At 48.4% G+C, this 20216-nt stretch carries 21 protein-coding genes; 9 read left to right on the plus strand and 12 right to left on the minus strand.

Annotated features, from left to right (window positions below):
- From M1Q06_RS10790 to M1Q06_RS10805, 4 genes are all read right to left on the minus strand, one after another.
- Positions 1-1392 carry a dihydrolipoamide acetyltransferase family protein gene (locus M1Q06_RS10790; RefSeq protein WP_121297805.1) on the minus strand — a complete coding sequence of 464 codons (1392 nt, stop codon included), beginning with the start codon at positions 1390-1392 and terminating at the stop codon, positions 1-3.
- A gap of 171 nt (positions 1393-1563) precedes the next feature.
- Positions 1564-2541 (minus strand): alpha-ketoacid dehydrogenase subunit beta, encoded by a 978-nt coding sequence (locus M1Q06_RS10795; protein WP_058383459.1) that lies wholly within the window; start codon positions 2539-2541, stop codon positions 1564-1566.
- A gap of 3 nt (positions 2542-2544) precedes the next feature.
- Entirely contained in the window at positions 2545-3657 is a 1113-nt protein-coding gene (gene pdhA, locus M1Q06_RS10800) for a pyruvate dehydrogenase (acetyl-transferring) E1 component subunit alpha (RefSeq protein ID WP_121297807.1), read from the minus strand.
- Between the two features lie 255 nt (positions 3658-3912).
- Entirely contained in the window at positions 3913-4557 is a 645-nt protein-coding gene (locus M1Q06_RS10805; protein ID WP_434399570.1) for a YkyA family protein, read from the minus strand.
- 146 nt (positions 4558-4703) lie between these two features.
- Between M1Q06_RS10805 and def the strand changes: the two genes are divergently transcribed.
- A complete protein-coding gene (def, locus tag M1Q06_RS10810; protein WP_434399571.1) occupies positions 4704-5276 on the plus strand; it encodes a peptide deformylase in 573 nt (190 codons plus the stop codon).
- Positions 5277-5348: 72 nt separating this feature from the next.
- On the opposite strand, the gene M1Q06_RS10815 is transcribed toward def, so the two are convergent.
- Positions 5349-6122, minus strand: coding sequence for a Cof-type HAD-IIB family hydrolase (locus tag M1Q06_RS10815; protein WP_121297810.1), 774 nt, complete (start codon positions 6120-6122; stop codon positions 5349-5351).
- A gap of 279 nt (positions 6123-6401) precedes the next feature.
- Here M1Q06_RS10815 and M1Q06_RS10820 point away from each other — a divergent pair, with 279 nt between their 5' ends.
- Positions 6402-6617: a DNA-dependent RNA polymerase subunit epsilon gene (locus M1Q06_RS10820; protein WP_058383454.1), complete on the plus strand. Its 216-nt coding sequence runs from the start codon at positions 6402-6404 to the stop codon at positions 6615-6617.
- Entirely contained in the window at positions 6617-8284 is a 1668-nt protein-coding gene (gene rnjA, locus M1Q06_RS10825) for a ribonuclease J1 (RefSeq protein WP_121297811.1), read from the plus strand. The genes M1Q06_RS10820 and rnjA overlap by 1 nt, the downstream gene beginning before the upstream one ends.
- 41 nt (positions 8285-8325) lie before the next feature.
- Here the strand turns inward: rnjA and M1Q06_RS10830 are convergent, their stop codons facing one another.
- Together M1Q06_RS10830 and M1Q06_RS10835 are read right to left on the minus strand one after the other, a co-directional pair.
- On the minus strand, positions 8326-8985 hold the full coding sequence (locus M1Q06_RS10830; protein ID WP_121297812.1) for a potassium channel family protein: 660 nt from the start codon (positions 8983-8985) through the stop codon (positions 8326-8328).
- 69 nt (positions 8986-9054) lie between these two features.
- On the minus strand, positions 9055-9351 hold the full coding sequence (locus M1Q06_RS10835; RefSeq protein ID WP_121297813.1) for a hypothetical protein: 297 nt from the start codon (positions 9349-9351) through the stop codon (positions 9055-9057).
- A gap of 370 nt (positions 9352-9721) precedes the next feature.
- On the opposite strand from M1Q06_RS10835, the gene M1Q06_RS10840 reads away from it, so the two are divergent.
- The 6 genes from M1Q06_RS10840 to M1Q06_RS10865 all read left to right on the plus strand — a co-directional run bounded on the left by M1Q06_RS10840 (position 9722) and on the right by M1Q06_RS10865 (position 15361).
- On the plus strand, positions 9722-10261 hold the full coding sequence (locus M1Q06_RS10840) for a helix-turn-helix domain-containing protein (RefSeq protein WP_434399572.1): 540 nt from the start codon (positions 9722-9724) through the stop codon (positions 10259-10261).
- A gap of 15 nt (positions 10262-10276) precedes the next feature.
- Positions 10277-11380: an ABC transporter ATP-binding protein gene (locus tag M1Q06_RS10845; RefSeq protein WP_058383450.1), complete on the plus strand. Its 1104-nt coding sequence runs from the start codon at positions 10277-10279 to the stop codon at positions 11378-11380.
- On the plus strand, positions 11373-12197 hold the full coding sequence (locus tag M1Q06_RS10850) for an ABC transporter permease (protein ID WP_434399573.1): 825 nt from the start codon (positions 11373-11375) through the stop codon (positions 12195-12197). The genes M1Q06_RS10845 and M1Q06_RS10850 overlap by 8 nt, the downstream gene beginning before the upstream one ends.
- A complete protein-coding gene (locus M1Q06_RS10855; protein ID WP_058383448.1) occupies positions 12181-12987 on the plus strand; it encodes an ABC transporter permease in 807 nt (268 codons plus the stop codon). The genes M1Q06_RS10850 and M1Q06_RS10855 overlap by 17 nt, the downstream gene beginning before the upstream one ends.
- The gene (locus tag M1Q06_RS10860) at positions 12984-14060 is read left to right on the plus strand and encodes an ABC transporter substrate-binding protein (protein WP_434399574.1); all 1077 of its coding nucleotides are present in this window, start codon (positions 12984-12986) and stop codon (positions 14058-14060) included. The genes M1Q06_RS10855 and M1Q06_RS10860 overlap by 4 nt, the downstream gene beginning before the upstream one ends.
- Before the next feature lie 107 nt (positions 14061-14167).
- Entirely contained in the window at positions 14168-15361 is a 1194-nt protein-coding gene (locus M1Q06_RS10865; RefSeq protein WP_121297818.1) for an MFS transporter, read from the plus strand.
- A gap of 57 nt (positions 15362-15418) precedes the next feature.
- Here M1Q06_RS10865 and M1Q06_RS10870 read toward each other — a convergent pair whose 3' ends face one another.
- The 5 genes from M1Q06_RS10870 to cbpB form a co-directional block, all read right to left on the minus strand.
- The gene (locus M1Q06_RS10870; protein ID WP_434399575.1) at positions 15419-16534 is read right to left on the minus strand and encodes an N-acetyldiaminopimelate deacetylase; all 1116 of its coding nucleotides are present in this window, start codon (positions 16532-16534) and stop codon (positions 15419-15421) included.
- Positions 16535-16545: 11 nt separating this feature from the next.
- Positions 16546-17259: a 2,3,4,5-tetrahydropyridine-2,6-dicarboxylate N-acetyltransferase gene (dapD, locus tag M1Q06_RS10875; RefSeq protein ID WP_434399576.1), complete on the minus strand. Its 714-nt coding sequence runs from the start codon at positions 17257-17259 to the stop codon at positions 16546-16548.
- Between the two features lie 66 nt (positions 17260-17325).
- A complete protein-coding gene (locus M1Q06_RS10880; RefSeq protein WP_101190631.1) occupies positions 17326-18201 on the minus strand; it encodes a LysR family transcriptional regulator in 876 nt (291 codons plus the stop codon).
- Positions 18191-19666 (minus strand): MDR family MFS transporter, encoded by a 1476-nt coding sequence (locus M1Q06_RS10885; RefSeq protein ID WP_434399577.1) that lies wholly within the window; start codon positions 19664-19666, stop codon positions 18191-18193. The genes M1Q06_RS10880 and M1Q06_RS10885 overlap by 11 nt, the downstream gene beginning before the upstream one ends.
- A gap of 64 nt (positions 19667-19730) precedes the next feature.
- Entirely contained in the window at positions 19731-20174 is a 444-nt protein-coding gene (cbpB, locus tag M1Q06_RS10890) for a cyclic-di-AMP-binding protein CbpB (protein ID WP_058383441.1), read from the minus strand.
- Positions 20175-20216 lie beyond the last annotated feature (42 nt).

Consider the following 20216-nt stretch of genomic DNA (forward strand, 5'->3'; position numbering starts at 1 on the left):
TTACGCCTCCATTAATAGTAATTCTGGTTCACTTAACAAACGCTTGATGTGATTTAATGCGTGTTGTGCGGTTGCTCCGTCGATCATGCGGTGATCGAAGCTCAATGATAATGCTAACACAGGAGCTGCTACAATTTCACCATTTTTCACTACCGGTTTTTCAGCAATGCGCCCGATGCCCAAGATAGCAACTTCCGGGTGGTTGATGACTGGCGTGAACCATTGGCCGCCTGCAGAGCCGATATTCGTGATCGAGCATGAAGCGCCTTTCATTTCTGCAGATGATAATTTCCCTTCGCGAGCTTTTGTCGCGAGCTGGTTGATTTCATCGGAAATGGCGAAGACGGATTTGCGGTCTGCATTTTTGATGACCGGAACGAGCAAGCCTTTATCCGTATCTGCAGCAATCCCGATATTGAAGTAATGCTTGTGAATCACTTCGCCGGTTTCATCGTCGAACGACGTGTTAAGCGCAGGGAATTCGCGCAATGTGCTGACTAAAGCTTTGACTACGTACGGCAAATACGTCAGCTTGATTTCTTTTTCTGCAGCGATGTCTTTGAACTTTTTGCGGTGTGCAACGAGTTCTGTTACATCGACTTCGTCCATCAACGCAACATGAGGAGCCGTGTGCTTCGAATGCACCATCGCTTTGGCGATCGCTTTGCGCATGCCGGACATTTTCTCGCGAGTTTCCGGGAACTCGCCTTCTGGAGCGGCTTTCGCTGGTGCTTCTTTTGTTTCCTGTGTTTCTTGTGAAGCCGTTTCTTGATCTGCTGCCGGTGCTTCTTGCTCCTGGCCGCCTTCCAAGAACGCTTCGATATCTTGTTTCATAATACGCCCGTTGTCGCCGGACCCTTTGACTTTCTTGATATCGACGTCTTTTTCACGAGCGAATTTACGCACAGATGGCATTGCGATGACGCGTTTATTCGAGTCGCTGTCTGCTTCATCTGCTTGCGGCTGGTCGCCTGCGCCGGTTTCGCCTTCTGGCTTGCTTTCCGGAGCCGGCTCTTTTTCGACGTTTTCGCCGGATTCAGCTGTTCCGGATTGAACTTGCTCTTCTGTTTCTTCTTGCTGCTCTTCTTGCTTCGCTTCAGGTTCAGGTTTTTCTTCGTCGTCTTTTCCGCCCTTGAAGTGGACATCATCCGCATCCGGAGAATCGATTTTCACGAGTACATCTCCGACGACTGCGACGGTTCCTTCTTCTACGAGCACTTCCTCGATGGTTCCTGAAACAGGAGACGGGATTTCTACGACCGCTTTATCATTCTGTACTTCACATAGAATATCGTCTTCTTCGATCGTGTCTCCGGCCTTGATAAACCATTTTACTATTTCACCTTCGTGGATACCTTCACCGATATCCGGCAATCGAAATTCAAAAGCCATTCTAGTCACCCTTTCTATTGTACATTCGATACGGCGCACCATACGGAATGCTGCTGTTTAGCAATGATTCAGTACCGGCTTTCATTACGCGAAAGCCGGTTCAACTGAATTCAAGCTGTTTTTCTAATTTCACGCTGGAAAGAACGGCGTGTTGCTTCCGCTATCCGGCAATTAGAAATTCAGTACTTTTTTCGCTGTTTCTACTATATCCTTTGCATTCGGCAGCCAAACTTGCTCAGCTTGCGAGAATGGGAAGACAGAGTCCGGTGCTGTTACGCGGAGTACTGGAGCTTCAAGGCTCAAGATTGCACGGTCGTTGATCTCAGCTACGACATTCGCTGCAATTCCAGCTTGTTTTTGTGCTTCTTGTACAACGATTGCACGGTTTGTCTTTTCAACGGATGCGATAATCGCTTCGATATCAAGCGGCTGAACTGTGCGCAAATCGACGACTTCCACTGAGTGGCCATCTTTTTCCAATTCTTCAGCTGCTTTCATGCTCTCCTGCACCATAGCACCGTAAGTGATGATGGAAAGGTCTGTGCCTTCACGTTTCACGTCGGCTTTGCCGAGTGGAATCGTGTATTCTTCTTCCGGCACTTCTTGGCGGAATGAACGGTACAATTTCATATGCTCAAGGAAAATGACCGGGTCGTTGTCGCGGATTGCAGAGATCAACAATCCTTTTGCATCGTATGGTGTCGATGGGATGACTACTTTCAAGCCGGGCTGTGAAGTCATAAGCCCTTCGAGTGAGTCAGCGTGCATTTCCGGCGTATGTACGCCGCCGCCGAATGGTGAACGGATTGTCACCGGCGATGTCAACGTGCCGCCGCTGCGGTAGCGCATACGCGCCATTTGGCCGCTGATGGAGTCCATGACTTCGAAAACAAAGCCGAAGAACTGGATTTCCGGTACCGGGCGATAGCCTTGCAATCCAAGACCGATCGCTAGGCCGCCGATGCCTGATTCAGCGAGTGGCGTATCGAATACACGATCTTCGCCGAATTCTTTTTGCAAACCTTCAGTTGCGCGGAATACACCGCCGTTATTACCTACGTCTTCACCGAAAACCAGAACATTTTCATCGTTTTTCATTTCTGTTTTCAGAGCGTCCGTAATCGCTTGGATCATCGTCATTTGTGCCATGGCTTACTTCGACTCCTTTGCTTTATAGATATCGAGTTGTTCCTGTACGTTAAATGGAACTTCCTCGTACATAATTCCGAGAAGGTCGGATACTTTTTGTTTCGGCGTGCCATCTGCTTCTTTGATTGCCGCTTTGATTTCTTCTTTTGCTTTCTCAATCACTTCGTTTTCTTTTTCTTCGTTCCATAGCTTTTTAGCTTCAAGATATTTACGGAAACGTACAAGCGGATCTTTCTTTTCCCACTCGCTGTCAATGTCCGAAGTACGGTAGCGCGTCGGGTCATCCCCGGCCATCGTATGGGGCCCGTAGCGGTAGCACATCGTTTCGATCAACGTCGGCCCTTCGCCTTTCACGGCGCGCTCACGTGCATCACGAGTGACTGCGTATACTGCAAGCGGGTCCATGCCATCAACAAGCACTCCTGGGATCCCTGCTGATACAGCTTTTTGTGCAATCGTTTTTGCTGATGTCTGCAATTCACGCGGTGTCGAAATCGCGAATTGGTTGTTTTGTACGATAAAGATCGCCGGTGCGCGGAATGCGCCGGCAAAGTTGATGCCTTCGTAGAAATCACCTTGTGAAGATCCGCCGTCGCCTGTGTAAGTGACTGCGACTGCTTCTTTTTTGCGTTTCTGCATGCCAAGCGCAACACCAGCTGCCTGGATGAACTGTGCGCCAATGATGATTTGCGGAGGCAAGATGTTCAAGCCTTCAGCCATCTGGTTCCCTTTGAAATGCCCACGGGAGAACAAGAACGCTTGGTGCAACGGCCAGCCGTGCCAGATCAATTGCGGTACATCGCGGTATCCTGGCAAGATGAAATCATCTTTTTCCAACGCGAAATGGGAAGCCAATTGAGACGCTTCCTGTCCGGCAGTCGGTGCATAGAACCCAAGACGCCCTTGGCGGTTCAATGAAATCGAGCGCTGATCCAGGATGCGCGTGTAAACCATGCGCTTCATCAATTCTTCCAATTGCTCATCGGATAGATTCGGATCGTAATCCTTATTAACAATTTCGCCTTCTTCGTTCAATACTTGAACCATTTCGAACTTTTCTTCGATCGCTTGAAGTGTTTCCACCGGATCGAATTGCTGATTCTTTTTCGCAGCCATAAAAGCAACTCTCCTTTATCTGTATTAAAATTTTAACACTAGCTTAGTGATACAATTGCCACATTCTTTTTCAGTATACGCCACCACAATATTACGGTCAATCATAGAAGAACATTACATTATACGTGTATACCCGTTTTTGCAGAACTTAAAAATAATCGTAACTGTACTATAAGAATAATTGGTACTGTGTTATAATACGAAAAGAAAAAACCACTCTTTTATAGCACAGAAAAAAACAGCCGGGGCGGCTGCTCAGTCGTTTTCTGCATTCATTTTTTCTGTGGTTTCGTTTTTTAGCTCATTGAACTGTTCCGTTTGTTCGTTGAAGGCTGTTACGGCTTCTTGGACCAGCTCATTCTGCTCATTCACTTCATTTGTCTTATCTTGAAGAGTGGCAAGATCCATATCTTCCTCTGCCACCATTGCATACAATTCTTTCTGCCGTTCGATCAAAGTCTCATAAGCGTCCGTGAATTCGGCGTGCTTTACAAAGCGTTGATTCATCTGATCTCTCAGCGCTTCGAGATCTGACTGGACAGTTTCGTCTTCCGTTTGTTCGATCAATTGGTCGATTTCCTTGAATTCCTCAGCTGCATTTTGCATCGATTCACGTTCTGTTTCCAAAAGTTCGAGTCGTTCATCGGCTGAAGTGATCGCTTCCTGAGACTTCTCTTCCACTTCTGCCTGTTGCTCTTTGGTCAAAGCCATAATCGATTCGAAGATTTCTTGCTCGTTCTGTTCATGACTTTGCAATTCGCTCTGCACATCACGGTACTCGGCTTCCTCTTCGAAAGTCGTCTCCAATATTTCGTTCAGTTGCTCCTCTGTCGATGCCCCTGAACATGCCGAAAGAAAGAGAGTGCCTGTCAAAACCGTGGCGATGGTTAGTTTCTTCACAATAAAGTCCCCCTTGATTTCCATGAATTAACTATAGAATGAATATCGGCAAAATACAATAACGGCAAGAGCTTTTTCTTTTTTCAAAAATGCGATCATACGCTACAATAGAGATACTAGTGAGCACCATGAAAGGATGAACATACGTGATTTTGATGAATGACATTATCCGTGAAGGGCACCCCACTCTTCGCCAGAAAGCCGAAGAGGTCAAGCTCCCGCTTTCTGCAGAAGACCGTAAGCTCGGTGAAGAGCTTTTGGAATATGTAAAGAACAGCCAGGATGACGAGCTGGCGGAAAAATATGATTTGCGTCCGGGCGTCGGAATCGCCGCTCCCCAGATCAATGTCTCCAAACGGATCTTCGCTTTGCATTTTGACGAACATTCCGGCGAGAATTTGAGCCTGGTGGCAGTGAATCCGAAAATTGTCAGCCATTCTGTCGAGAAAACCTATCTATCCAGCGGCGAAGGCTGCCTGTCTGTCGACCGTTCAGTTCCTGGCTATGTTCCGCGTTATGCCCGCATCACCGTCAAAGGCCATACGCTTTCCGGCGAAGAGTTCAAAATGCGCTTGAAGGGCCTTCCAGCCATCGCTTTCCAACACGAACTTGATCATTTGAACGGCATCATGTTCTACGATCACATCAACCCGAACGACCCGTTCCAGGAAGTCGAAAATGCTTCACCCATCGACCTTCAAGCTGAAACCGTGAAATGACAAAACCCCGCCTCCATTTTTTGGAGGCGGGGTTTTTCTATGGAAGTTAAAACTTCTAAACTAGCTAAAAAATTACCGGCTCAAGCCAAGGAACTCGAATGCGCTGGCCAGCCCGCCTTCGTCGACGTGCCCTGTAATGTGGTTGGCGCGTTTTTTCGTTTCTTCGTGGCCGTTCGCCATCGCAACGCTGAAACCGGCGATTTCCATCATTTGAAGATCGTTCAATCCATCGCCGAACGCAATCGTATCTTCCAAGCGATGGCCAGTCGCGCGGATCAATTGCTTGATGCCTTCCGCTTTGCTGCCGCCTTTTGGAAGAATGTCGCACGATACACGGTGCCAGCGGACAAAATCCACGTTCTGGAATTCTTCATGGTATTGGCTTTCTTCGTGCTCTTCACAGAATACGAGCGCCTGGTACACATCATTCGTACGGTAGAAATCTTTGTCCATTTCCGGATGAGGGAATTTTAAGCTCTTGATGCTTTCGTCGATGTCCGGATGAAAATCGATGGAAGACACCATCTTATGCTCGTTCAAGAAGACTAGCGGATGGTCGCGCTGCTCTGCAAACGCCAACACTTTTTCCAAGGTTTCCGAATCAATAGCCTGTTTGTGCACCGCTTCATTTTCAAATGCAATGTACTGGCCATTGAACGTAATATACGTATCGATCGATAATTCCTCGAGAAGTGCACCGATCATAAACGGCGCACGTCCCGTCGCGATGGCCAGCTGGTGCCCGTTCGCGCGGGCTGCAATCAATGCTTGTTTGGTAGCTGCCGGCAATTGTTTGTTCGTATCAAGCAAGGTGCCATCGATATCCAATAATAATAATTTCGACATAATCCTATCTCCAATCTTTTGGGGCATTTCTCAATACACCCTCTTTGCTTTTGTCAGAAAAAACAGTATACTATACATAAGGAGTGGTGAGCCATGCTGAAACGGTTGAAACGCAGACTACTCAGACAGCTCAACGGCATTATGAACAAAAAGAAGATAGCATAAGGTTTGTTTCGGCCCTTCTTAATAAATAGGAGGGCTATTCTTTATTTTAGAACAATGACATGATAATATAAAGAAAGTGCATTTATATTGAACGTGGAAAAAGGAGAGCAAAATATGATTTTTAAAGTATATTACCAAGAAAACCGTTTTGAAGTACCAGTTCGCGAAAACACACAAAGTTTGTATGTAGAAGCTTCCACCGAGCGGGAAGTCCGTCACCACCTGAAGGACCGCAACTTCAACATCGAGCTCGTGCAGCTTCTAGAAGGCCAGCACCTCGAATATGAACAAGCCTCCCAAGATTATAAAGTGGAGTCTATCGACGCATAATGAAATTCGTGAAAAATGATCAAACAGCTGTTTTCGCGCTCGGCGGACTGGGCGAAATCGGCAAAAACACATACGGTGTCCAATTCCAGGATGAAATCATCCTCATTGATGCCGGCATCAAATTCCCGGAAGACGATTTGCTCGGAATCGATTACGTCATTCCGGATTACACCTATTTGGTTAAAAATGCCGATAAAATCAAGGGCCTGTTTGTTACACATGGCCACGAAGACCATATCGGCGGCATTCCCTACCTGCTCAAGCAAGTGAATATGCCAGTTTACGGCGGTAAGCTAGCACTTGGCTTATTGCGTAAAAAACTGGAAGAACACGGCTTGTTGCGCCAAACGAAAATGATCGAAATCGAAGAGGAAGATGTTATCAAATTCCGTAAAACTTCGGTCAGTTTCTTCCGCACGACCCACAGTATTCCCGATTCATTCGGCGTAGTCGTCAAAACACCGCCCGGCAGCATCGTCCACACGGGTGACTTTAAATTCGACTTCACACCAGTCGGCGAACCGGCCAACCTATTGAAAATGGCCCAAATCGGCAGCGAAGGGGTATTGTGCCTATTGTCTGACTCGACTAATGCTGAAATCCCGAATTTCACGATGTCCGAACGCAAAGTCGGCGAAACGATCAAGGAAATCATGCGGAAAGTCGAAGGGCGTTTAATTTTCGCTACGTTCGCTTCTAATATTTACCGTTTGCAACAAGTGACCGATGAAGCTGTGCGCCAAGGCCGCAAAATCGCCGTTTTCGGCCGCAGCATGGATAATGCCATGACGATCGGACGCGAGCTCGGCTATATCACGGCTCCTGAAGATGCGTTTATCGATACGCAAACCTTGAACCGGATGCCTGCCGATAAAGTTGTCATCCTATGTACAGGTTCACAAGGCGAACCGATGGCTGCACTGTCACGTATCGCCAACGGTACACATCGTCAAATCCAGATCCAGCCAAACGATACCGTCGTCTTCTCGTCTTCCCCGATTCCGGGCAATACGAGCAGCGTCAATCGCACGATCAACCTATTGTTCCGTGCAGGGGCTGATGTCATCCATGGTTCATTGAATGATATCCACACATCCGGCCACGGTTCACAAGAAGAAAACAAATTGATGCTGCGCTTGATCAAACCGAAATACTTCATGCCGATTCATGGCGAATACCGGATGCAGGCTCAACACGCAGAACTCGCAGTCGACTGCGATGTTCCGCGCGAAAATACCTTCATCATGGAAAACGGCGATGTTTTGGCTCTTGGCCAAGACGAAGCTTCGGTTGCAGGCCGCATCCCTTCCGGCGATGTTTACATCGACGGCAGCGGAATCGGCGACATCGGCAATATCGTCCTTCGCGACCGCCGCGTGCTGTCTGAAGAAGGACTAGTCATCGTTGTCGTCAGCGTCGACAAGAAGAAAAGCCGTATGGTGTCAGGACCTGACCTCATTTCGCGCGGGTTCGTCTATATGCGCGAATCCGGTACGATGATCTACGAGGCACAGCAGATGCTGAACCGTCACTTGAACAAAAAAATCCACAGCAAAAATACCGACTGGGCTGAACTGAAGACCGAAATTTCAGATGTCCTCGGACCGTATCTTTACGAAAAAACGAAACGCCGCCCGATGATTCTCCCAGTGATTATGGAAGTATAAAAAAAAGAAGCCCTCTGCGGCTTCTTTTTTTATTGCCTTATTTAGTTCATGACTTTCTTTTCAAAACGGTTGATGTCGGCATCGGATCCGATGATGATCAGGATGTCCTCCCGTTCGATTTCCATATCGGCTTGCGGGGATACGATGATATCGTCACCTCTTTTGATTGCGACGATATTGATGCCGTATTTGGCGCGGATATCCAATTCGATCAAGGTATAACCAGCCAGTTTTTCGTTTGCTTTGATTTCCATGATTGAATGCTCGTCAGACAGTTCCAGGTAATCGAGCACATTGTTCGATAGGATGTTATGGGCGATTCGGATACCCATATCGCGCTCTGGATGTACGACTTTGTCCGCCCCGATTTTATGCAGCACTTTGGCATGGTAATCGTTTTGGGCTTTGACGGTGATTTTCTTGACGCCAATTTCCTTTAACATGAGTGTCGTCAGGATACTCGCTTGGATATTCTCCCCAATCGCAACGATGACCTGTTCGAAATTGCGGACCCCAAGAGATTTCAATACTGATTCGTCTGTCGTATCGGCAACAACAGCTTGTGTCGCGATTGAGGCGAATTCATCCACCCGCTCATGGTCTTTATCGATAGCCATCACGTCGGCGCCTTGTTCGATCAGTTCCCGGACGATGCTTCCGCCGAAACGCCCTAAGCCTATTACCACGAATTCCTTTTTCATGTCCATCCCCCATATTCTTGTTTGCTCTTCTTCATCATATCCTTCTTTCTTCTATAAAAAAACCCCCGCTTATTTACGGGGATCTAGTGGCCTTGCAGGGCGATTTTCACAGTATTCGCAACTGATGTCGCTGCAGCGCTCTTCGCGCCATTCATTACAGCTCGCGCAATAGCTTGCGTCGAATTCATTATCGAAAGTTAAAGGATCCATGCACGTATGGCAAAACGTGTGGACGTCCATCCAATTGATGAACTTTTTGTCGGCCAATAAATAAAGCCCTTTTTCGTCTTGTTTGTAATTCATGATGGATGGTTTTTGCGCTACCCGATTTTTCGGGTCGAGGAAAAAATTCATCTTTCCGTTCAAGTTGATCACTCCCGTAGTTGGTTGGGCTTTTATGTCCCTGTCATCTGTCAATTTTGCACAACCGAAAACTTCTATATCAGTCTTTGTGGACTTTATGGTTTTTGCACTTTCTCTATAATAGTAATTGCCTTAGCTGATTGCAATAGATTCGGATTCATTTCCCAAAGTTTTTTTCCCTTGAATTTCAGCGCAGGTTTTGTATAATGAATAAATACTTTAACTAAACTAAAAGTATATTTTAACTAAACTACCCTCTGTTCATTCAATCATTCAAGCCATTTGCATTTATTTCACCTGAATGACAGGGTTCACATCACCTATCGCAATTTCTTTCTATATTGTACCACTACTGAAGAATCGAGGAGACTGTATGGAAATCGGCAAAAAGATCAAGAATTTGCGGCTGAAAAACGGTTTGACACAAGAAGAGCTCGGCTCGAGGACGGACTTGAGCAAAGGATTCATTTCACAGCTTGAACGCGACATGAACTCCCCTTCCATTGAAACGCTGTTCTCTCTCCTTGAAGTTCTCGGAACGACTCCAAAAGAGTTTTTCACGGATGCTGAAGAGACAAAGCTCGTCTTCAAGGAAGAAGATCATACGGTCCACATCGACAGGGAAACTGGCTATGAAGTCGATTGGCTTGTCCCGACATCGAACAAAAAGGAAATGGAACCGGTTTACCTGACCTTGGAATCGTCGGGGCATTTCAAAACTTTCGAACCCTCGGCATCCGAAACCTTCGTCTATGTCCTAAAAGGTGAAGTTCGCCTGAATATTGGCAGCCGGTCCTATACAGCTAAAGCCGGCGATTCCATCTACTATAGCGCGGATCATGAACACCAATTAGCGAACCATTCAACGGACCGTTCAGAAATGATCATCGTTGCAACGAAATCTTATTTATAATCCAGGAGGTATATTATGACGGACCAAGCGATCATCCGCTTTGATAATGTTGTCCAAACTTTCGAAGGCGCGGGCAATGTTTTGAACAACATCAGTTTTGAAATGGAAAAAGGTAAATTCTACACCTTGCTCGGCCCTTCCGGCTGCGGCAAAACGACGATCCTGCGATTGATCGCGGGATTCAATCAGCCAACGAGCGGTGACATCTATATCAAAGGCAAAAAAGTCAATAAGATCCCGGCAAATGAGCGGCAAGTGAACACCGTATTCCAGGATTATGCGCTGTTCCCTCATTTAAATGTATTCGAAAATGTAGCATTCGGCTTACGCATCAAAAAAATCAAAAAAGCGGAAGTCGAGCGACGCGTCAAAGAAGCCTTGGCATTCGTCAATTTGAGCGGCTATGAAAACCGCGAAATTCACGAAATGTCCGGCGGCCAGCGCCAACGCGTCGCCATCGCACGGGCCATCATCAATGACCCGGAAGTGATTCTGCTCGATGAACCGCTGTCCGCACTCGACTTGAAGCTGCGCACCGAAATGCAATATGAATTGCGGGAGCTGCAGCAGCGCCTCGGCAAGACTTTCGTCTTCGTTACGCATGACCAAGAAGAAGCACTCGCGATGTCTGATGAAATTTTTGTCATGAATGCCGGGGAAATTCAGCAGAGCGGCACGCCGATGGATATTTACGATGAACCGATCAACCGTTTTGTCGCCGATTTCATCGGGGAGTCGAATATTGCCGAGGGCGTCATGGTCGCTGATTACCGCGTGCGCTTTGCCAATAAAGAGTTCGAATGCGTCGATAGAGGCCTAAGTTCGAACGAACAAGTGGAAATCGTCATCCGCCCGGAAGACTTGGAAATCACCAAGCCGGAAACCGGCAAAATGGCGGTTCATGTCGACAGCCAATTGTTCCGCGGCGTCCATTACGAAATCTCCACTTACGACGAAACGGGTAATGAATGGCTAGTGCATTCGACAAAACGCGTGGAAGTCGGCGCACAAATCGGGCTCGATTTCGATCCAGAAGCGATTCACGTCATGCGCTTGAACGAATCCGAAGAAGCCTTCGATGCAAGGCTTGAGTCGTACGGAGCCGTTTCCAATGACTAATCGCTCATCGCGCCCATGGTACTTGGCACCTTATTATATATGGATCTTGTTATTCGTCATTGCGCCGATCGCACTCGTCGTCTATTTTTCTTTTCTTGACTTGGCCGGCAATTTCACTCTGGAAAACTACGCGAATTTCTTTTCATCAACGTATTTCCGCATGACGCTCAGCTCGTTCTGGTACGCCTTCCTCATCACCTTTATTTCGGTGCTGATTGCCTACCCGACAGCTTACTGGCTGACGAAAACAAAGCATAAGCAACTCTGGCTGCTGTTGATCCTCATTCCATCGTGGATCAACCTGTTGCTCAAAGCCTATGCGTTCATCGGTATTTTCGGGCTGTACGGGCCTGCCAACCAATTGATCCAATTTTTCGGTGCAGGACCGCTTCAGATCCTGTTCACCGACTTCAGCTTCGTTTTTGTCGCCGTCTATATTTTCATCCCGTTCATGGTATTGCCGATCTTCAACTCGCTCGATAAAATCAATCCGGCTTTGATTGACGCATCGCGCGACCTCGGTGCATCCCAGTGGACAACATTCCGCCGCGTCATTTTTCCGCTGGCGATCAACGGCGTCAAATCCGGCGTGCAGGCCGTCTTTATCCCGGCCTTGTCCTTGTTCGTCATTACACGGCTTATCGCCGGCAATAAAGTGATCACGCTCGGTACGGCCATCGAACAGCAATTCCTGGTGACGCAAAACTGGGGCATGGGTTCGACGATTGCCGTGTTCTTGATCTTGTTCATGATTATCATCATGCTGCTCACAGGCCCGAAAGAGAAAGGAGGGGCATTGAATGGCAAAGCTAAGTAAACCCGCCAAAATCTATTTGGCGTTCGTCTTTTTTATTCTCTATGCCCCGATTTTCTATTTGATTTTCTATTCCTTCAATAGCGGCGGCACCATGTCCGGCTTTGAAGATTTCACTTGGGAACATTACGCGGCCGTATTCAATGACACACGCCTGCTCATCATTGTCTTGAACACGGTCATCGTCGCTTTGCTGTCTGCACTCATCTCGACAGCGATCGGCGTGCTTGGCGCCATCGGCATCATTTTCCTGCGCAACCGGAAAATGCGCAACGCCGTCTTGTCCTTGAACACCGTGTTGATCGTCAGCCCGGATGTCATCATCGGGGCATCGTTTCTGATTCTCTTCACGATGGTCGGCGTCAAGCTCGGCTTTGCGTCCGTCCTGGTATCGCATATCGCCTTCAGCATCCCGATTGTCGTCATCATGGTATTGCCAAAACTGCAGGAAATGAGCTCAAGCTTAATTGACGCGGCGACGGACCTCGGGGCATCACAGCGCGATATTTTAACGCGCGTCATTATCCCTTACATCAAACCGGGGATATTCGCCGGCTTTTTCCTGGCGCTGACGTATTCGCTCGATGATTTCGCTGTCACGTTCTTCGTCACCGGCAATGGCTTTGCGACATTGTCCGTTGAGATCTATTCGATGGCGCGAGCAGGCATCACGCTAACGATCAATGCCTTGTCCGCTTTGATTTTCGTTGTGACGCTTGGTCTTGTCCTCGGATATTATTTCTTTAATCAGCGCTCCGGGGCAAATGCTGGAACAGGAGGGACACGACCATGAAAGGCATCATTAGAGCAAGTGCAGCGATCGTAATCATTTCCGCCGTCCTTTTCTACGCCGTCCATCTGTTGGAGAGCAGTTCTGCCACCAGCGGCAGCGGCTCGATATCGGTCTATAACTGGGGCGAATACATCGATCCCGAACTGATCAGCCAATTTGAAGAAGAAACCGGCATCCAGGTCATCTACGAGACATTTGACTCGAATGAGTCGATGATGACAAAAGTCGAGCAGGGCGGAACGTCTTATGACGTCGCCATGCCTTCGGAATACGCCATTGAAAAAATGAAGGAAAACGATTTACTGTTGCCGATCGACCACAGCAAAATCCCGAATCTCGAAAACATCGATCCGTATTTTTTGGATTTGCCATTCGACCCGGGCAACGAATATTCCATTCCCTATTTCTGGGGAACCGTCGGCATCGCCTACAACCCGACACTTCTCGAAGGGCAGACTTTCGAAAGCTGGGATGACCTGTGGAACCCGACGCTCGAACAGGAAGTCATCTTGGTCGACAGTGCCCGCGAAGTTATCGGCATGGGCTTGAACAGCCTCGGCTATTCGCTGAACTCCACCGATCTCGGGGAATTGCGCGAAGCGACCGATAAACTAAAAACGCTCGGGCCCAACGTCAAAGCGATTATCGGCGATGAAATCGTCGAAATGATGCGCCGCGAGGAAGCGGCAGTTGCCGTCACCTGGTCGGGGCAAGCTGCAGATATGATGTGGATCAATGAAGACATCGATTATGCAGTGCCGGAAGAAGGCTCCAATCTTTGGTTCGATAACATGATAATCCCGTCGACAGCCGGCAATGTCGACGGCGCACATCAGTTCATTAACTTTATGCTCGACGCTGAAGTAGCTGCGCAAAATGCGGATTATGTCGGCTATTCTTCCCCGAATGCAGCCGCACTCGAGTTGATGGATCCTGAAGTGACAGGTGATGAGCGTTTCTATCCGACAGAAGAAATGCGCGACCGCCTCGAAGTCTATGAAAACCTCGGGCTCGAAATGCTCGGCATCTACAACGAACTGTTTTTGGAATTCAAGATGGATATGGAAAAATGACAGGCAGAACTTCTGCCTGTTTTTTTCCGTTTAAATAAGGTATAGTAAATAAGTTCATAACACCAAAATTTAGCCACACGAAATAAAAACGAGGGAAGGTTAGCCTCATGGCCGTCAAATCAACTAAATTCGCCTTATATATACTCATGTTCAATATGTTCATCGCCATGAGCGGAATTGGCCTCATCATCCCGATCATGCCCGCTTATCTGGAAACATTCGGTGTCGCAGGCCAAGCGCTCGGTACCTTGATCGCCACTTTCGCTTTTGCCCAATTTCTATTTTCGCCGATTTCCGGAGAACTCTCCGATAAATACGGGCGCAAGAACTTGATCATTTTCGGACTGGTCGTATTCGGCTTGTCGCAGCTGCTCTTCGGCATGGCAACCGAATTATGGGTCCTCTACCTTGCACGCTTCTTCAGCGGCGTCGGCGGCGCATTCCTGATCCCGCCGATGATGGCATTTGTAGCCGATATCACAACTTACGAAGAACGCGGCAAAGGAATGGGATTGCTCGGCGCTTCGATGTCTCTCGGTTTCATGATCGGGCCGGGTATCGGCGGCTTCCTCTCTGAAGTCAGCCTGCAATTCCCGTTTTATGTCGCGACCTCTGTCGCTTTGCTGTCCGCCTTGCTCTCCTTCTTCGCCTTGCCGAATGTCAAACCAGCGGTGCAGGCTGTGGATTATAAACGAGAAAATTTATACCAGCAGATGAAACGTTCTGTCTACACACCGTATTTCGTCATGCTGCTGGTGATGTTCATCTTTGCATTCGGGCTGTCAAATTTCCAGTCGACAATCGCCTTGTATGTCGATAAGCAATTCCAATTCACACCGAAAGAAATCTCGGTTGTCATCACTGTCGGCGGCTTTGTCGGCGTCATCGTCCAAACTTTCGTCATCGACAGTTTGTTCAAGCGTTTCGGTGAGATGCGCGTCATCCTCGTCAATCTGCTCATTTCAGCCGCTGCCATGATCGGCATTCTCTTCGTCAATACATTCTGGACGATTCTATTCGTGGCAGCTGTCTTTTTCACAGCCGCCTCCCTCCTGCGCCCGGCAATCAACACGCTCATCTCAAAACTCGCCGGCGACTCGCAAGGATATGCGGCTGGGATGAACAATGCTTACATGAGCCTCGGCAATATGATCGGGCCTGCGCTTGCCGGGATTCTCTTCGACATCGACATGAGCTTCCCGTACATTACAGGAACCTTCATCCTACTCGTCTGCTTCTTCATCGCCTTTAACTGGTCGGCGAGAAAAAAAGAGCTACTTCAGGAAAGCCGCAGTACCTGATTCATCGATTAATCTAAATGCAAAGAAGCGAGGCGCCATAGCGGCGTCTCGCTTTTTTTATCGTTGCTTAAAATAATCGTAAATGAATTGTGGCATGAACGATAGGATTCTCTCGTCCGGCATCAGTTTTGAATGATGCAAGCCGTAATCGGAGCCGGCCCCTGCCCAAAACATCAAAGACGGCAGCCGTTCGGTGAAGTAACCGAAATCCTCACCTGTCATGGCCGCTTTGCTGCGGACAGCTTGTATCTCCGGAACATCCTGTGCATAGCGCAAAAATGACTCAGCAAGCTGTTCATCATTGTCCACTTGGCGATAGTTCGCTCCGTAATCGATCGACACTTGGCATTCATAGCCTTCTTCAATCGACCGGCACAGCGATTCGACGCGTTTTTTTACGCTTTCCATCGACTCAGGCGTCAAGGTGCGGATTGTCCCTTCCAGGCGTGCCCGTTCAGCGATAATGTTCTGCACAGTGCCCGCAGACATTTTCCCGACCGTCAAAACGGCCGAATCCATCGGGTCGACATTGCGGCTGACGACTGTCTGCAATTGCATCAATAAAGCCGCTGCTGCCACAGCCATATCGCGCGTCTGATGCGGGTATGCGGCATGGCCGCCTTTGCCGTGCAAATCGATGAACAATTCCGATGTGTTGGCAAAGAGAAGACCAGGTTTCGTCGAGACAGTGCCGACCGGCAGTTCAGGTGCAATGTGCAAGGCAAAAAGTTCATCCGGCAAGAGATCCGGACGCTCTTTTTCAAGCCATGCCAAGAGCGGCTGTGCGCCGCCCGGCCCCTCTTCTGCAGGTTGGAACAAGATCACTGCATCGTTATCAAGCGGATGTTCAACCAACTGTTCCAGCAAGCCGAGCGCGACTGCCATATGGATATCGTGCCCACAGGCATGCATGAACCCTTCATGGCGTGAGGAAAACGGCAATGCGGTTTCTTCAAGGATCGGCAAACCGTCGATATCCGTGCGCCAACCGATTGTTTTCTCAGGCGACCTGCCCTTGACTTTGACCACGAGTCCTGTGCGCCATTCAACCAGCTCGATGCGGTCTGGGGCCATTTTGGAAATGATGTCTATTAAGTAACTTTGTGTTTTGAATTCCTGAAACCCGATTTCTGGAATTTCATGCAGTTCTCTCCTGATTTGAATAAGATCCATAGGAAGGCCTCTTACAGCTGGCGAAGTTCTTGCTTGATTTCCGTTTTCGAACGGGTTTTTTCATCCATTAGCTTCAACACACGTGCTGGCGTGCCGCCGACAACTGCGTTTTCAGGCACATCTTCGATGACGACAGCGCCTGCTGCGACGACGGAGCCTTTGCCGATGCGGACGCCTTCCAATACGACTGCGTTCGCGCCGATCATGACATCGTCCTCAACGATTACCGGTGTAGCAGATGCAGGCTCGATTACGCCAGCAAGTACAGCGCCAGCACCGATATGGCAGTTTTTCCCGACTGTCGCGCGGCCGCCCATGATGACGCCCATGTCGATCATCGTGCCATCGCCGATGACAGAACCGATATTGATGACAGCGCCCATCATGATGATGCAGTTGCTGCCGATTTCTACGTTCTCGCGGATAAACGCACCTGGTTCAATGCGGGAGTTGATGTTTTTCAAGTCAAGCATCGGGATCGCTGAGTTTCTGCGATCGTTTTCCACTACGGAATCTTTTATGACGGAGGCGTGCTGTTCAAGTGCTTTTTCCACTTCAGCCCATTCGCCGAATACTGTTGCATGATTGCCTTCTCCGAATACTTTCGAGCCTTCGCCAAAATTAAGCGCAGCTACACCCTCACCTTTGACATATACTTTTACAGGCGTCGATTTCTTCGCATTCTGTATGTACGAAATAATTTGATTTGCATCCATTTGTTCCATTGATTAAAACCTCTTTCTCTCGTGTAATGGTGTTATTATATCTGATTCAGTATAATAATACATCCTTTAGCTTAACAGAGTGGCATGTTTTTTGACAATATCGACAAATGCCTCGACCTGCCTTAACTGGAAAGATGATTCATAGCCGATCAACCATGTATCCCGTGTCAACTCCAGTTCCTGTTCACTATTCGTCAGCGGCATCGTGTGAACATCTTCTGCCCCTGTCAAGGTAATTGAGGGCAGAATCGCATAGCCGATGCCATTGACTGCCATCTGCTTGCACGTTTCGATTTGGTCCACCGTGATTTGGCGTTTCGGGTTGGAAGCGAAATGCTTTTGCCACCATTGCTGAATTTCTTCATAATAGGTCGAATCGCTTTTAAATTGGATAAACGGCCGTTCAGTCTTCATCACTTCTTCCAGCGAACTGATTTCTTTGTCGACCAAGTACAAAGTGTCTTTAAATAAATGGATCTTCGGGCCTTTCCAGTCGGTCTGTCCCCGGACGATGCCGATATGAGCTTCGCCGTCGTACAGGGCACGGACGATTTCAGAGCTCCAACCGGTGATCAATTGCACTTTCGCTTCCGGATACAGGGTAATGAAATCTTTTAAGACCTTTGGAAGCCAGTTCTGGCCGATGATCGACGCACAGGCGATCTTCAAGGTGCCATGCACTTTTTCACTTAAGGTATGCAGCTGTTCGAAAATTTCCTCCCGGCGCATCACGGCTTCTTTTGCGTATTGAATGACCAATTCACCAGCTGGCGTCGGCGTCAGCCCTTTTTGTGAGCGCACGAACAATTGCTGGCCCCACTCCTTTTCAATCGATTGCAGCCGCTGGGACAAGGCAGGCTGCGACAAGAAAAGCCGCTCTGCCGCTTTTCGCATATTGCCTTCTTCAGCGAGTACTTTAATGATCATTTCTTCATTTGACATCCGGTTTCACTCCTTTCAATCCGCGCAATCCGAAAATCAGCAGGAAACTGACCAAAGCGCAGAGAAATGCAATGCTGTATACATTGCGCAGCCCGAAAGCCAAAGCTTCCTGCAACACCAGCTTATCCGCTTCCGGCAACTGCACGCGGCTATCGATGCTTAAAATCGAGTTGACGGATTCCAGCGATAAATTGCTTGAATCGTCCAGCCGGTTCAATAGCGAGCTGTTCAATATGCTGCCGAGAAGCGCTACGCCGATCGTGCTGCCAAGGTTTCGCATAAACATATTAGAAGCGGTTGCCGCTCCCCGCTTATCATAGGACACTGCGGATTGGATCGAGACAATAAAGGCGGTGCTGGTCAATCCCATGCCGACACCGACGAAGAAACTCGACATCCCTGCCCATAGCGGACCGAACCCCGGCTGCATCGTTACAAACAACGCCGTTCCGATAAGAAGGAACGAGCCCCCAAGAAGCGAGGTGCGGAAATAGCCGATGCTGATCAAGAGCCTTCCTGACAGGACAGAAGCGATCGGCCATCCGATCGACATTGTCGTCAACGTGAAGCCGGCAATGGCTGCTGGCTGTTCCATGACACCGGTCACATAAGCCGGCAGATAACTGGAAATGCCGATCAATATAATCCCTGTTGCGAGCGAAACCAAATTCGCATAGAGAATCGCGCGGTTTTGCCATATTTCAAACGGCATCATCGGATCACTCGACGCGCGTTCTGCTTTGACAAACCAGAACATGAACAAAGCGCCGATAATGGCAAGCAAATAAGAAGGAGCCGAGAGCCAGCCAAAAGACACGCCTCCTTCGATAAGCAGATACAAGACGCTGCTAAGTGCAATCGTCAAAAACAAGGCCCCTCTGTAATCGACTTTCGCCCGCTCCATACGCACCGGTTCTTTCAAATAAATCAAGATGCCGAGCAGCGACAAGATCCCGAGCGGCAAGTTGACCCAAAATACGTATTGCCAGCCGATGGTCGCTACCAAAACACCGCCGATGGCAGGGCCGGCGATAGCCGAGATGCCCCAGACGCTGGACAAATATCCTTGGATCTTCGCCCGTTCTTCAGGAGAATAAATATCCCCCACGATCGTCGACGCAATCGGCATGATAGCTCCAGCTCCCGCTCCTTGAATGAAACGAAAAGCGATCAATTGCTCCATCGAATCCGCTAAACCGCAGAGCAGTGAACCAACTAAAAATAACAGCATGCCGAAAGCAAAAATTGCTTTCCTGCCGACAAGATCAGCTAATTTCCCGTATAACAGCACCGTCACTGTGCTCATCAGCAAATAAGCGGAAAATACCCAACTGTATTTCGAAAACCCGCCGAGGTCTGCAGCAATGCTCGGCATCGCGGTCGAGACGATGGTCGCCTCAACTGCAGAAACGAACATGGCGAGCATGACCGCAATCAAGATGAGCGGGCGTTTCGTTTGTTCCATAGTGATCCCTTCTTTCAACCAGCAGAAAAAAAGGCCTCAATGGATGAGACCTTTTTCAGGGTAATTATCGTTTGAACTGGTAAAGTTGTTTTTTCAATTGCTTCAAGACAATCCGTCTTGTCAAAATCCCCATGAACATTCCATCGTCATCCACTACACAAAGGAAATTCTGGTCGATCACCAGATCCAAAGCTCTTTGGAAGCGGTCATTCAAATGGATCAGCGGCAGGTCGGTCTGCATAATCTCCTCGACTCGAATATCGCCAAGTTTCTCATACTCTATATGGTCCATTCCAAGAATGGCGTCTGTGATGCGCTGGGCATTAATCAAGCCGTGAAACCGGTACTTCGCATCCAAAACCGGGATGGCTGAATAGCCGGTCTTCGTCAAAACCAATAAAGCATGCTCGGCACTATTGCCGATTTGGACATGTGCTACTTTTTCGGACGAGATGACAAATTCTTCGATCGGGGTTTCAAGAAAATCTTTGCTCGGTAATGAAATCATGTGCTCTACTCCTTTTGCATCGCATGGTCTGATGCCGAAACA

The organism is Planococcus sp. 11815 (assembly GCF_051096385.1).
Lineage (GTDB): Bacteria > Bacillota > Bacilli > Bacillales_A > Planococcaceae > Planococcus > Planococcus citreus.